This window comes from Pelagibacterium luteolum (assembly GCF_900100665.1).
GTDB lineage: Bacteria > Pseudomonadota > Alphaproteobacteria > Rhizobiales > Devosiaceae > Pelagibacterium > Pelagibacterium luteolum.
On the sequence record NZ_FNCS01000014.1, the window covers coordinates 52,164 to 65,334 of the forward strand.

Genomic DNA, 13,171 nt, shown 5'->3' on the forward strand with positions numbered 1-13,171 from the left:
TGAGGGGAGAAAGGGGTAAGACCCCTTGGCTTCCCCTCGGGATCGGCAAGGCGCCAGCCGTGGCCGATCACAACGAACAGGAGCGCAGCTCACCGTATCATTTGAACGCGGCGGACATGAGCAAACTTGGCAGTCCCAAGCCGTACCCTTCACCCTTTAAATATCTTGATAAAAATCATCATATTTGAAACTATGCGCCACGTTGTGGGGGATACCCCCGAGACACAGGCTGGAGGCATTGGATGCGGTTTGTTTTGAAAGGCCTGTTTGGCCTGGGGTTAATGTTTGCGGCACTTTCATCTCCGCTGCTGGCGCAGGAATCGGATTATCCAAGAACGATCACGGACAGCCTTGGCGCCGAAACGGTTATTAATTCGGCGGATCGAATTTTTGTTGTCCATCAAATTACCAGCAGCCTGGTCTCGGCGCTGGGAGCCTATGACAGGGTCGTTGGCCGCACCAGGTTCGTCGATGACCCAAAGGAGGACGTAGAGAGTGTTCCCGAGATCGGCACATATAGCGAGTTGGAAGCCGAAGGCATCCTGAGCGTTGAACCCGACCTGGTGCTGATCGTGGATCGCCATCTCGGCCTCTCCGGGGGCAACCTCTCGGTGGTCGAACAATTGCGCGAAGCGGGAGTGGCCGTTTTGGTGCTGCCCCAGGACGGGCTGCTCGCCAGGCATGGCGGCGTTTACGAACTGGATATCATGCAGGAATTCGTTCAGCTCACCGCCGACGCGCTTGCGCTCGATGAGCGGGGGGCCGAAATAGTGGCACGAATGGAGAGCGAGGCCGAGGAAGCGAGCCAAATCGCGGCAGGGTCCGAACCCAGCCGCGTGTTGGCGCTCGGCGCGTTCAGCGTGGGCGGCAAGATGTTCGCGCAGGGTCCCGGGTCTCCATATGATCTCGTGATCCGCATGGCCGGAGCACAGAACGTTGCCGCCGAATTGGGTCCGGAAGCCTTCCACGAACTGACGCCCGAGGGTTTGGTGGCGCTGGAACCTGACGTCATCGTCGTCGGCGAGCGCATCTTCAATGAACTGTCGGACACCGATCCGATGTCGGTTTTCCTGTCGCTGCCCGGCGTTGCCGATACGCCCGCCGCTCAAAACGAGGCGTTCTACCTCGCCCCTGTCACGGTCGTTTACGGGTCTACGCCCCATCTTGCCGCCGCAGCCCTTGACCTGGCGAAAGTACTCTATCCGGATGGCGAAGGAAACTGATGCCGTCGACAGATCAGGTGGGGGCTGGGCCGGTTACGGACCGCCCGGTCCCTAATCCATATACTCGGGAAGCCTCGCGTCGGTGGTTGATCTTGCTGCTGCTCAGTGCGCTATTGGTTGGTCTGGCAACGCTTTCGCTTACGCAAGGCGCATTCGATATTTCAGTCGAAGCCATAATCGGCATCCTTGCCGACAGGCTCGGTCTTGACGCCACATTTGCGTTTACCTCGCGGGAAGCGTCGGTTCTTCTCACCATTCGCCTACCCCGTCTATTGCTCGCCGCTGCTGTCGGGGCATCTCTTGGTGCGTGCGGTGGCATCACACAGGCCGTGTTCCGCAACCCGCTGGCCAGCCCTTCGGTGATTGGCATATCCGGCGGTGCGGCGGTTGGAGCGGCAAGTTCCCTCGTCCTTGGATTTGCAGCCATGAGCCGTTTGGGAATGCCCCTCTCGGCCTTTGTCGGCGCGCTCGCCGCAACGACCGTCGTCTATGGTTTTGCCCGGCGCCGCGGTCGAACGGAAGTGACGACGCTGCTGCTCGCAGGTATTGCCATCAATGCCATAGCCGGCGCACTTTTGAATCTTCTGCAGGCGCTTTCCAATGAGGCGCAACTTCAGAGCATCGTGTTCTGGCTCATGGGATCGGTGAGCGGAGCCACATGGGGGACGCTTACGTTCGCTGTTCCCCTGATGGCAGTTTCTATGATCCCACTGATGATCAATGTGCGCTCATTGAATCTTATGATCCTTGGCGAGGCGGAGGCACGAAACCTCGGCGTCGAAACTGAATGTGTTCGCATCGTCTGCATTTTCGGCGTCGCTCTTGCGACCGGCGCCAGTGTCGCCGCCGCCGGTGTCGTGCCATTCGTTGGGCTGGTCGTGCCTCACATCATGCGGGCCATTATCGGTCCGGACAATCGTACGCTCATTCCTGGCAGCATGATTGGGGGAGCTATATTGGTAACGGTAGCCGACCTGTTGGGCAGGACGATCGTTGCGCCCACTCAGCTTCCTTTGGGCTTTGTGACGGCCCTTATTGGCGGACCGTTCTTTCTATATCTCGTGTGGCGGATGCAACGTCAGCAAGGAAGCTTGCCATGAGCCTTGTCGCGCACAACATATCGCTGACGATCGATGGTCGAGCCCTGCTGCGCCAAGTGTCCCTCGATGTGCGGCGGGGTGAGGTTCTTGGCCTTCTCGGACCCAATGGCTCGGGCAAGACGACACTTCTGCGTGCGCTGAGTGGCGAGCTTGTCCCAACCTCGGGAGAGGTCCGCTTGCTTGCCCAAGACATTCGGGATATCCGCCTAAAGGAGCAAGCTCGGCACCGCGCCGTCATGCCTCAGAACTCCAACACGTCGTTTGGCTTCCGGTCCTGGGATATTGTCCTGATGGGCCGACATGCGCATATCGGGCGCAATGGCGAGACGATGCGTGACTATGAGGTCGTTCATCAATGTCTTCATCGCACCGATACCGCCAAATTCGCGGATCGCATCTATCCAACTCTGTCGGGCGGTGAGCGTTCGCGCGTCACTCTGGCCCGCGCTCTCGCGCAGGAAACGACTTTTCTGCTTCTGGATGAGCCGACGGCCAGCCTTGATCCCCTCCATCAGCGGCAGGTTCTCGAGCTTGCCCGGAACCTGGCCGCTGAAGGCTGCGGTGTCCTGACAATTCTGCATGACCTGAACCTGGCTTCGGCCTTCTGTGATCGCGTTGGAATACTGAACCGGGGAGAATTGGTGGTTCTCAACGAGACCGACAAGGCAATGGCTCCGGAGACATTGGAAAAGGTGTTCGGAACACCTTTTCTCAAAGTGCACGTGGAAGGGCGCGCTCGCCCCGCTTTTGTCATGGGATAACAAAGGTGCTGAGGCTCACAAGCATAATAAGCGTCCACCGAGAACACTGACTTATCGAAGGTTTACTGCTGTGATTGAGCAAACTCGCCCGTTGAATGAACGCTTACAACGATATTGGAATGACCGTGCCCGGACTTTCGATTGGATAAGGCGCGCACCCGATGGTTTCGATGCAGAAGGGGCATGGCGGGAGATCGTGTCCATGCTGCTAACGCCATCATCTGGACAACGCCCGGTACGGCGCGTTGCTGATGTGGGGACCGGTTCCGGAATGATAGCGGTTCTTGCCGCCTCTCTTGGCTACGAGGTGATCGCCATCGACTTTGCACCGGCAATGGTTGAACGGGCAAAGCAATCCCTTGCCCCGTGGCCGGATGCTCAAGTGCGACAAGGGGACGCCTGCGCTCTCCCCCTTCAACATGGAGAGGTAGATGCGATCATCGGGCGAAACGTGCTCTGGACCTTACCGTCCCCCGAAGACGCGCTAAAGCACTGGAGCGGATTGCTGCAACCAGGTGGGCGTATCGGCATCATCGATGGCACTCATCATGGGGACTTCCGGAGATTTCCGGCTCTCTACAAACATCTGAGCAAAGCCTTCGGGCACGGTGGGCACCCCGACCCTGTCGCCGACAACAATCCGAACAAGGAAGTTCCCTTGGCGACACTGGACAATCCGCAACAGGTCGCTGAGCTTTTCCGCCGTGTGGACTTGGCTGAGATATTGGTGCGCGATCATCATGAGGTTGACAGAAGGCTGCGCGCCTCGTGGTCATGGCTCAACCGGGTGACATACAAACCACGAACCTTCTCTATATCTGCACGCGTTCGTTAAGGTTGTTTCTTGCCTACGGGCGGTTTCTTCCAATGGGAAGATCCTGCATCCCTCTCGGCTCCTCCGTATTTGGGACATGAAGGTCCGGCCGCTGCGGTCCTCCGGACTCTGAGTGTGTCCGAATGCGCTGCGACGACGTTATCCGGCTCTTAGGCGGACAACGGCCAGTAACCCCTTCGAGACAGTATCTTCACGACGGCGGACATGAGCATGGCAAAGCCCCGCTGACGCAGGGCTCCACCCTTGGGCCGGTGTCACTCGGTGGCGCGGCGGCGGGACCAGATCAGGGCCAGGTCCTCGCCCTCGGTCTCGACCAGGCTCGCATAGATCGGAGCAGGGAAGCTGGGGTCGTCGAGCTTGACCGAGAGGTAGTCGTTGCCCTTGCCGGAGGTCTGCTTCCAGGCGGCGCCGAACTCGGTGCCGTTGGCCGTGATGCGGAAGTCCGGTCCCTTGTCGTTATCGCCTTCGGCGGGGACGAACTTCACCGCCTTGACATTGAGGTTGAGGGTCTTGACCGAGCCGGTGTAGCCGTTCGCGGAGCGGGTGAAAGTGCCGATGGTAGCCATGTCGTGATGTCCTTTTCCTGATCGGGCCGCGCCCATCGCGTCCTCGATGGAGTCGAACAGACCGGGGACGATCGGCCCGCACCCCCTGGGGGCTGGAACAACGTGGAAGGCGGCCGCGAGCGGCTTTTTTGCCTCGCGATGCAAAGCCGACCCTCGGGCCGGCGGCGGAAAAAAGCTGATCGTGGACGTTGCGGGAACAAGATCGAGGCTGGGCTTCTTGCCCGGCCGGTCGTCGGTCAGACCCCAGCGCAATCGAGGACGTGATGGGCGCGGCCCGATCAGAAGAAGGACATCGCGACATGGCTGGCATCGGATGTGAGACTTTCTCCCAAGCCGGGAATGGCTATGCCGGCTCCCGCCCGGCGGGCGCCAGCAATCTCAATGTCAAGGCGATAAAAGTTGGACACGCCGAGTTGTCTGGGCGGCAACTACAGGGACCGGATTTCCGCATCTTCGCCGGGGTCGACGGGTCGGTGATGAATGGAAAAAGACCTCTGAGCGGGGCAAGGCTGGTTCCGGTCAAGCTCGACGACCCCACCTTCCCGGCTGCGGTCTATGCGAGCCTGACAGCGGCCGAGACCGAGGGTCGGACGCTGGTCTGGTCCCGCCGCCGCGCCGCCGAGTGACACGGGCCCAAGGGTGGAGCCCCGCGTCAGCGGGGCTCTGCCGTGCGGCGAACGTCTAATTGGGGAGGTTTTCGGACTGTCCGCTTTTAGGCAACCATGTGATGTAAGCAGCCATCCACCCATGACGTTCAGCCAGCCAACACTCGGAAAAGATCGGAGACGCCATCTCGATGTTCTACTTGGATAGCTTGTTGAGCACCGGCACCAGGAACTCATTGGATGCGTATCGAACCAAAGGACCATCCTTGTCGGTTTCGGCCCACGCACGTTGAAACTCTTCATCCTGCGTGAAGGCCACCCATTTTTGCTCCCGCTCAGCTAGGCTCTCCCACTCGAGCACGTATACAAATTGATCATTGGCTTGGCCGACCATTACCGTCCACGCTGCTATCGCTCTGATGCCTGCTCGTTCGAATGCCGGGAGAGTGTGCTTTTCGAACCGCTGGACCACCTGCCCCACCTTCTTGGGTGCCGCATGATAAACTCGGCGCTCATGGATCACGTTATAGGTTCCTTTCTTCTAGTTTTGTACTGCCGATTATATCGCGCTGGAGCCCCAGTGGCCGGGCGATCGACGGCAGCATTGCAGTCGCCGTCCGTCGTCTGTCCCCGTCGCACATCGCCATGTTGCCGCAGGGCCTACCAACGTGGGACGCCATCCGCCACTTGAAGCTCGCCCTTGCCGAATGAAAAGTTTTCGTTCGGCACGGGAATGATCGCAATGAAAATATCGTCGGGCGACACGTCGACGGCTTCGACAACGAGGCGGTTGATGGCGGCCGCCAGTTTCTGCTTGTCCTCGATCGGGCGGTGGGCACCCACGAGGACGGTGATGATCATCGCGCTTGCTGGATCGCGCTTCATATCCATGAAGGTTGGATCGATGAACAGCTCATCCGGCCCATGCTCACTCAGGATGATGAACCGATCGCGCTCTGGAATGCCAAGGCCTTGCACAAGGGACTGGTTGAGCGCATCAGCAATCGCGCGCTTCTGCTCGCTCGAGAAGCGACCAGCGGGGATGTGGGCTTTGAATACGGGCATCATCGTCTCCTGACTGATGGTATTGTGGCGGTGTGGAGCGGGAGCCATGCTCCCTGGGCTTGTGGGCGATCGCGTCACTTCATGGTGACGACGACCTTGCCCTTGGCGCGTCCAGTGTCGATGTAGGCGAGGGCTTCGTTCAACTGCCCGAAGGGAAAGACGCGATCGATGACCGGGCGGATCGTGCCGTCTTCGATGAGCTTGGCGATCCGTTCGAGCTGCTCACCATCTGCGCGCATGAAGAGGAAAGAATAGTCGATGCCCGCGCGCTTCGCCTTGCGCCGGATTCCCGCGCTCATCAGGCGCAGCACGAGCCGAAGTACCGCATTCAGACCCTGCGCGCGGGCAAAGGCGGGATCGGGTGGGCCGGAGATGGAAATCAGCTTGCCGCCAGGCTTCAGAATTTTGAGCGATTTTTCCAGCGTCTGGGCATCGAGGCTGTGGAGGACAAGGTCGTAGCCCGACAGCTCTTCCTCGAACTTCTGGATGCGATAGTCGATGACGATGTCGGCGCCCAGTGCCTTCACCATGCCGGCGTTGGCGGCGCTGGCTGTCGTCGCGACGGTGGCGCCGAGATGCTTGGCGAGCTGGATGGCGAAGGTCCCGACGCCGCCCGACCCGGCATGGATCAGCACTTTATGCCCCGGCTTGATCCGTGCTCGCTCGACCAGCACCTGCCAGGCGGTTAGCCCCACCAGCGGGATCGACGCGGCTTCTGTCATCGACAGATTGGCAGGCTTGAGCGCGAGATCGGCTTCGTTGACGGCGATGCGTTCGGCATAGGTGCCGATCTGCCCGTCGCGGGGGCGGGCATAGACAGCGTCCCCTGGCTTGAAGCGCCGCACATTTGCCCCGACGCTGATTACGGCGCCGGCCAGGTCATGGCCAAGCACGAGCGGCGGCTTGTACCGAAGGATCGGCTTGAACGCGCCGTCCCGGATCTTGGAGTCAAGCTGGTTGAGACCGGCAGCCTCAACCTCGACCAGCACGTCGTCGGGACCGGTCACAGGTTCGGGTATGTCGCCGAGACGCAACGCCTGTTTCTTGCCGTATCGGTTGAGGATGAAGGCCTTCATGCTGTTTCTCTCACCGGTTCGAGAATCCCGACGGGATCCTCAGGCGTTGACGTCGACGACGGTGCGCCCCTGAATCTTGCCTTCCAGGACGCGCCTCGCGATATCGGGCACGTCGGCGAGGCCGACCACCGTCGTCGTGCGTGCGAGCTTGCTGAGATCGAGGTCACGGGCCAGACGCGACCATGCCTTCATGCGGACCTCCTGCGGCGCGTTGACGGAATCGATGCCGGCAAGCGTGACATTGCGCAGGATGAAAGGCAGGACGGTTGCGGGCAGATCGAGGCCCTGGGCCAGACCACACGCCGTCACGACGCCCCGATATCGGGTCTGGGCCAGCACATTCGCCAGCGTATGACTACCCACGGAGTCCACCGCACCGGCCCAGCGTTCGCTCGCGACTGGCTTTCCTGGCTCCGAAAGCGTATGGCGATCGATGACTTCGGCCGCACCGAGTTCGCGCAGATAGTCAGCTTCTTCGAGACGGCCGGTCGAGGCGACCACGCGGTAGCCGAGATCGGAGAGGAGCGCTATCGCGATCGATCCGACCCCGCCATTGGCACCCGTGACGATGATATCGCCGCGATCGGGCGTGATGCCGCCATGTTCGAGGGCCAGCACGCACAGCATGGCTGTGTAACCGGCCGTGCCGATTGCCATGGCGTCCTTCGTTGAAAACGGTTTTGGGACCTTAACCAGCCATTCGCCGCTCAGCCGCGCCTTCTGAGCATAGCCGCCGTGGTGGGTCTGGCTGAGGCCCCAACTGTTCGCGACGACCTTGTCGCCCACCGCGATGCCGGGATAGGACGAGGCTTCCACCGTACCGGCAAGATCGATGCCCGGGATCAGCGGAAACTGCTTGATGACGTCGATCCGGCCGCTCAGCGCGCCCGCGTCCTTGTAGTTCACGGTCGAATAGTCGACCGATACCGTGACGTCGCCCGGCATCAGATCGGCGTCGTCGAAGTCGGTCACCTTCGTCGAGAGCGCTTCATTCTCCCGCGTGGCCACAAGTGCTTTGAAAGTCATTGCGCTATCCTCTTTTTTCGGCCGCTGATCACCGCGCGCATGCGGAGGCAGAAGGCGTTGGTCGGGTTGCATCGAGGATCGAAGCGCAGCGCCAGGCCAAACCTCGACGCTGCACCTGTCTCCGGCCCAGTTTCAGGCCTTGTCCAGGAACAGGCTGGTATGTGCCACGAACAAATCGGGATACTGGAATTGCGATCCATGGCCGGAGTCGGGATAGACGATCAGCTGCGCATTCGGGATGTGCTGCTGCAGGTGGAAGGAGTTGATCGTCGGCACCATGATGTCGTCATGGCCGTTGACCACCAGCGTCGGCTGGCGGATTTCCTTGAGATAGGCGTGGCGTTCGCCACGCGGTTCGCGCCATTCGCCAATCGCGGCGGCCTGCGCCTTGAGGGTTTCGAGCGAGGACGGTGGATCCTGGTCCTGCCGTTCGTGGCGACGCGCCCAGAAGGCACGGCCTGCCGCCTGACTCACTTCCGAGGGCGAGAAGAACAGGTACAGGAAGTCGTCTTCCGCCGGCATGGGATTGCCCGCCACCTGCAAGACCTTTGGATCGGGATTGATCTCGCCATTGCGCGGCCCGGTGCCGACAAGGACCAGCCTGCGCACAAGGTCCGGATAGCGATGGGCCAAGCTCTGTGCGACGAAGCCGCCGATCGAAAAGCCGAGCACGTCGACGATGGTGAGGCCAAGCGCTTTCACGAAGATCGCGACATGATCGGCCATGCCGTCGACCGTCGTCGCGTTCTCGCCGGTGGAACTGGCAACGCCCGCATAGTTGAACAGGATCACCGGCCGGTCGGCGGCGAGACCGTCGGTGACCAGCGGGTCCCAATTGTCCATCCCGCCCCGAAAATGCTGGAGGAACACGAGAGGCGTGCCGTTCGTGGCGCCGAAGCGGCGATAAGCGTAGCGGATGCCGTTCGCCTCGACGAACTGGGTGGGTGCGGTGAGATGGCTGTTGCTCGAGATTGCAAAATCCTTCCTTCGATGGGTTTGACGACCGCCTGCTCAGGCGGCGGTCGCCTCGGCGGAGAACGCGGGATAATCGGTGTAGCCCTCCGCGCCGCCGCCATAGATCGTGGCTGGGTTCATCTGGGCGAGCGGAGTGCCACTTTTTAGTCGTTCGACCAGATCGGGATTGGCGATGAAGTGATGGCCGAACGCGAACAGGTCGGCCTTGCCTTCGCTGAGACGCGACTTCGCCAGCTCAAGGTCATAGCCGTTGTTGGCGATGTAGACGTTGCGGAAGCGCTGCCGCAGCGCATCGAAATCGAACGGCGTCGCATCGCGTGGGCCCCCGGTCGCACCCTCCACGACATGGATATAGGCGATGCCGAGCCCGTCGAGTGCTTCCACGACGTGGTTGAACTGCGGTTGCTCATTGCCTGACGGTACGGTGCCATTCGCCGGCGACACCGGGGAGAGGCGGACGCCCGTGCGATGCGCGCCGATCTCGCTCGCCACTGCGGCCGTCACTTCGATCAGTAGCCGGGCGCGGTTCTCGGTCGAACCGCCATAGGCGTCAGTGCGGACGTTGGCGGTTTCGCGCAGGAACTGGTCGAGCAGATAGCCGTTCGCGCCATGCACCTCCACTCCGTCGAACCCGGCCTCGATCGCGTTGGCGGCAGCCTTGCGGAAATCCTCGATGATGCCCGGAATCTCCTCCAGCTCCAGGGCACGCGGCTCCGACACATCGGCGAAACCGTTGTTCACGAATGTCTTGGTCACGGCGCGGATGGCCGAGGGCGCGACCGGTGCTTCGCCGCCATGAAGATCGACATGGCTAACGCGGCCGACATGCCAGAGCTGGACGAAGATACGACCGCCCTTGGCATGAACCGCGTCGGTCACCTTGCGCCAGCCTGCGATCTGCTCCGGCGTGTAGACACCGGGCGTGTCCTGATAGCCTTGCGCCTGCTTCGAGACCTGCGTCGCCTCGGTGATGATGAGGCCGGCGCTCGCGCGCTGGGCATAATAGTCCGCCGCAAACTGGCTCGGCACGAGGCCTTCGCCGGCGCGGTTGCGCGTCAGCGGCGCCATGACGATGCGGTTTGCAAGCGTTATGCCGCCGAGGTCGTAGGAACTGAACAAGTCTGTATCGGTCATTTTTATCTGTTTTCTGTACCGAGGAGTTGGGGTCTTGAATGTGTCTCAGGCGCCAGCGCGATAGCGATCGGCCGGCCGGGACTGCCCAAAGCCGGAGATCATCGATTGCCGTGCCGCCTCGAAGGCATCCCATTGTCCGACATCGTGCAGGGGCGGGATGGTGACGGCTTCGCGGCGATCGAATCCGACGAGCGCCGCATCGACCAGGTCGTCCACTTCCATCACCGCCGGCAAGGTGTCGACATCGACCCCGGCATGGCCCCAGATTTCGGTGCGGGTCGCCGCCGGAAGCACAGCCTGGACATAGACGCCCTGGGGGCCAAGCTGGAGGCTCAGCGCCTGCGACAGGTGCAGGACGAAAGCCTTGGTCGCGCCATAGACCGGCATGCCATATTCCGGCGCCAAGCCGACCGCCGACCCGATGTTCACGATCGCGCCTTCGCCTGCTTGCGCAAGGCGCGGGGCGGCGGCGCGCGCGAGCCGCACCAGGGCCGTCGTGTTGAGCGCCACCAGCCGATCGATATCGTCCGCGGTCTGCTGGACGAAGCTGCCGCCCAGGCTCGCGCCGGCGTTGTTGATGAGAATCCCGATCCGCGCATCTTCGCGCAAGCGCGCCTCTACGGTTGCCCGCTCCTCCGGATTGACGAGGTCCGCCGCAACGATGTCGATCGTGATGTGGGTCTCGGCCCGCAACCGATCCGCCAGTGTCTCCATTCGCGCCGCGTTGCGGGCGACGAGCACCAGATCGTGCCCGCGCCGCGCGAAGCGCTCGGCATAGGCCGCACCGATGCCGGTAGAGGCGCCGGTAATGAGGACGGAGGGGTTGGTGGTCATGGCATTGCCCTTTCGCGGCGTCGGAACTATATTCATGACAGATGTCATCAATGACCCCAAATATGATGGCCATCATCAAAATGTCAATGCCGCACGGAGACCAACAGAAATGAAAGTGAGCCAGGAGCAGAAGGCGCAGAACCGCAGCCGCATCCTGAGCGAAGCAGGACGCCTGTTCCGCGAGAAGGGATTCGACGCGGTGAGCGTCGCGGAAGTGATGCAGGCCGCCGGCATGACCCATGGCGGCTTTTACGGGCATTTCCGATCAAAGGATGATCTGGTCGCCCAAACCATCGCTCACACAGCTGGCAGCCAATCAGCGACCGACGATCTCAGCTCTTGGGTCAACACGTATCTCTCGGCGCCCCATCGCGACCATCCTGAGCTAGGCTGCCCTATGGCCGCCCTGGCGGGTCTTATGCGGCAACAGGCCCCCGAAGCCCGCGCATCCATGAGCCAGGTTCTCACCGCGCAGATCGACACTCTTTCTGACATCATGCCTGGGACCGATGCCGCCAAGCGCCGCCGGGCAGCGATAGGCAATTGGTCGGCGATGGTCGGCGCCCTTATCCTCGCCCGATCAATCGACGATCCTTCGCTATCCGACGAAGTTCTGTCTGAGACGCGAGCCTGGATCGACGAAAGAAAGCTGCCCGACCCGGCCGTGCCGACACAGAAAAGACCCGCGGCATGAACATCCTTGACGACGACGCTGGCCTCGACGGCCACCATCAGCTTGCCGCCCTCATGGAGGCCAATGTCCATCCGCCAATCGGTGAGACCCTTGAGTTAGCTCTTGTCGAGCTGGAGCGCGGATGTGTTCGAAGGCTCGCCGTCTCGCAAGGTCTTCAATCCGATCGGCTCGGTGCATGGCGGATACGCCGCGATACTACTCGCCCGGGCATCACACCTCAGGCAGAGGGCGAGCGCATTCTAAATGGCTATGCTTGATCAGCTGACCTGGTGGGGATGGACCACCAAGGCTGTCCGCGAGGGCTTGGTTCCTTAGCTTGCTAAAGCCGGTTAATTTCTACCGAAGCGGGACCGGAGAACGCTAGGCGGCTAACTCCCGGCTCCTCACTCGGGCCCCTGATCGTGCCTGCTCTCGGGGTCCGCTGTCATCCTTTGCCGGTGAGCTGACCAACGGACGTTTTCAGGATTTCGTATTTCGACAGTGAACGACCGGAATGGGGTCGGCTACCGACCGGCTACGGTGGCCATTGAATTCAAGCGCGATCATCTGAACGAACGATGAGTGGCAGGGACGCCCGGATCGTCCGATATGCTTGATGGAAGATCGGGTGCCATTCACCATTGAGGTCTCTGTCGAGTGGATGCCAGAAAAACGAGAACAAGAGGCCACCCCCGTCTTCCGTCCAGTGATTCGATACATCGGGAAGATCTGTGGTCTCGAATGCATAAAAGTGCCAAGGGACGGGAGGAAATCCTATCACGTCTCGGCCCAACAAGATTGGGCTCGCCGCAATGGATAGACCACTTTCCTCTCTCAGCTCACGTTCGGCCCCAATTGCGGGTTGCTCGTAAGTTTCTAGAGTACCCTTGACGAACTGGCGACCTGCAAGGGGATGCAAGAACGACAACACCTCCAGCGCGCTTGACGTTTCGCGATACGGCAGCGCACAAACCTTCTCGATCATAGCTCGTCCCCGGCTGATTCTGACGCCCTCCAAGACACTAGGTCGATGTCCGCTTCCAGCAAACACCCAAGACATCCTCAACGACCACAATTGGGTCGGATCCCGAACGGCGGGATTTTCCAGGTCATCGCCCAAACCAGTCAGTCGGGCTTCGGCCCCAATCTCGCCGTTTTGCTCGTGATCGGGTTTCCAGTGGGGATGACTGAGATGGGTGGCTTCCTGCCTGTCCGCTTCTGAGCGGCAGAGTTGGGAAGCGGCCATCTGGGGGACCCGCACTTCGAAGCAACGCGCCTAACTTCTGTCGCCACGATTC

At 61.2% G+C, this 13,171-nt stretch carries 17 protein-coding genes; 8 read left to right on the forward strand and 9 right to left on the reverse strand.

Going from position 1 to position 13,171, the window contains the following annotated elements; all coding sequences use genetic code 11:
• Positions 1-242 precede the first annotated feature (242 nt).
• The 4 genes from BLR31_RS16680 to BLR31_RS16695 all read left to right on the forward strand — a co-directional run bounded on the left by BLR31_RS16680 (position 243) and on the right by BLR31_RS16695 (position 3,919).
• Positions 243-1,223: an ABC transporter substrate-binding protein gene (locus tag BLR31_RS16680; protein WP_090597978.1), complete on the forward strand. Its 981-nt coding sequence runs from the start codon at positions 243-245 to the stop codon at positions 1,221-1,223.
• Positions 1,223-2,323: a FecCD family ABC transporter permease gene (locus BLR31_RS16685; RefSeq protein WP_090597980.1), complete on the forward strand. Its 1,101-nt coding sequence runs from the start codon at positions 1,223-1,225 to the stop codon at positions 2,321-2,323. Before BLR31_RS16680 ends, BLR31_RS16685 begins: the two co-directional genes overlap by 1 nt.
• On the forward strand, positions 2,320-3,084 hold the full coding sequence (locus BLR31_RS16690; RefSeq protein ID WP_090597982.1) for a heme ABC transporter ATP-binding protein: 765 nt from the start codon (positions 2,320-2,322) through the stop codon (positions 3,082-3,084). The genes BLR31_RS16685 and BLR31_RS16690 overlap by 4 nt, the downstream gene beginning before the upstream one ends.
• A gap of 70 nt (positions 3,085-3,154) precedes the next feature.
• A complete protein-coding gene (locus BLR31_RS16695; protein ID WP_143009419.1) occupies positions 3,155-3,919 on the forward strand; it encodes a class I SAM-dependent methyltransferase in 765 nt (254 codons plus the stop codon).
• A gap of 254 nt (positions 3,920-4,173) precedes the next feature.
• Here the strand turns inward: BLR31_RS16695 and BLR31_RS16700 are convergent, their stop codons facing one another.
• Positions 4,174-4,485: a DUF736 domain-containing protein gene (locus BLR31_RS16700; RefSeq protein ID WP_090598027.1), complete on the reverse strand. Its 312-nt coding sequence runs from the start codon at positions 4,483-4,485 to the stop codon at positions 4,174-4,176.
• 299 nt (positions 4,486-4,784) lie between these two features.
• On the opposite strand from BLR31_RS16700, the gene BLR31_RS16705 reads away from it, so the two are divergent.
• On the forward strand, positions 4,785-5,111 hold the full coding sequence (locus tag BLR31_RS16705; protein WP_090598030.1) for a DUF736 family protein: 327 nt from the start codon (positions 4,785-4,787) through the stop codon (positions 5,109-5,111).
• Positions 5,112-5,286: 175 nt separating this feature from the next.
• Here the strand turns inward: BLR31_RS16705 and BLR31_RS16710 are convergent, their stop codons facing one another.
• The 7 genes from BLR31_RS16710 to BLR31_RS16740 all read right to left on the reverse strand — a co-directional run bounded on the left by BLR31_RS16710 (position 5,287) and on the right by BLR31_RS16740 (position 11,200).
• Positions 5,287-5,613: an NIPSNAP family protein gene (locus BLR31_RS16710; RefSeq protein WP_090597986.1), complete on the reverse strand. Its 327-nt coding sequence runs from the start codon at positions 5,611-5,613 to the stop codon at positions 5,287-5,289.
• A gap of 137 nt (positions 5,614-5,750) precedes the next feature.
• A complete protein-coding gene (locus BLR31_RS16715) occupies positions 5,751-6,155 on the reverse strand; it encodes a tautomerase family protein (protein ID WP_090598031.1) in 405 nt (134 codons plus the stop codon).
• A gap of 74 nt (positions 6,156-6,229) precedes the next feature.
• Complete coding sequence (locus tag BLR31_RS16720; protein WP_090597988.1) at positions 6,230-7,231, reverse strand: NADP-dependent oxidoreductase; 1,002 nt, start codon at positions 7,229-7,231, stop codon at positions 6,230-6,232.
• 39 nt (positions 7,232-7,270) lie between these two features.
• Positions 7,271-8,257, reverse strand: coding sequence for an acrylyl-CoA reductase (NADPH) (gene acuI / locus BLR31_RS16725; RefSeq protein WP_090598033.1), 987 nt, complete (start codon positions 8,255-8,257; stop codon positions 7,271-7,273).
• Between the two features lie 132 nt (positions 8,258-8,389).
• Complete coding sequence (locus BLR31_RS16730) at positions 8,390-9,229, reverse strand: alpha/beta fold hydrolase (RefSeq protein ID WP_090597990.1); 840 nt, start codon at positions 9,227-9,229, stop codon at positions 8,390-8,392.
• Between the two features lie 39 nt (positions 9,230-9,268).
• Complete coding sequence (locus tag BLR31_RS16735) at positions 9,269-10,366, reverse strand: alkene reductase (protein ID WP_090597991.1); 1,098 nt, start codon at positions 10,364-10,366, stop codon at positions 9,269-9,271.
• Between the two features lie 45 nt (positions 10,367-10,411).
• Positions 10,412-11,200 carry an SDR family NAD(P)-dependent oxidoreductase gene (locus tag BLR31_RS16740; RefSeq protein ID WP_090598036.1) on the reverse strand — a complete coding sequence of 263 codons (789 nt, stop codon included), beginning with the start codon at positions 11,198-11,200 and terminating at the stop codon, positions 10,412-10,414.
• A 109-nt stretch (positions 11,201-11,309) separates the two neighbouring features.
• Here BLR31_RS16740 and BLR31_RS16745 point away from each other — a divergent pair, with 109 nt between their 5' ends.
• Both BLR31_RS16745 and BLR31_RS16750 read left to right on the forward strand, forming a co-directional pair.
• Positions 11,310-11,894: a TetR/AcrR family transcriptional regulator gene (locus tag BLR31_RS16745; protein ID WP_090598039.1), complete on the forward strand. Its 585-nt coding sequence runs from the start codon at positions 11,310-11,312 to the stop codon at positions 11,892-11,894.
• A complete protein-coding gene (locus BLR31_RS16750; protein WP_090597993.1) occupies positions 11,891-12,151 on the forward strand; it encodes a hypothetical protein in 261 nt (86 codons plus the stop codon). Before BLR31_RS16745 ends, BLR31_RS16750 begins: the two co-directional genes overlap by 4 nt.
• Before the next feature lie 275 nt (positions 12,152-12,426).
• Here BLR31_RS16750 and BLR31_RS16755 read toward each other — a convergent pair whose 3' ends face one another.
• Entirely contained in the window at positions 12,427-12,858 is a 432-nt protein-coding gene (locus tag BLR31_RS16755; protein ID WP_090597995.1) for an NUDIX domain-containing protein, read from the reverse strand.
• Between the two features lie 90 nt (positions 12,859-12,948).
• Here BLR31_RS16755 and BLR31_RS21750 point away from each other — a divergent pair, with 90 nt between their 5' ends.
• Positions 12,949-13,095 carry a hypothetical protein gene (locus BLR31_RS21750; protein ID WP_176762718.1) on the forward strand — a complete coding sequence of 49 codons (147 nt, stop codon included), beginning with the start codon at positions 12,949-12,951 and terminating at the stop codon, positions 13,093-13,095.
• Positions 13,096-13,171: the final 76 nt, after the last annotated feature.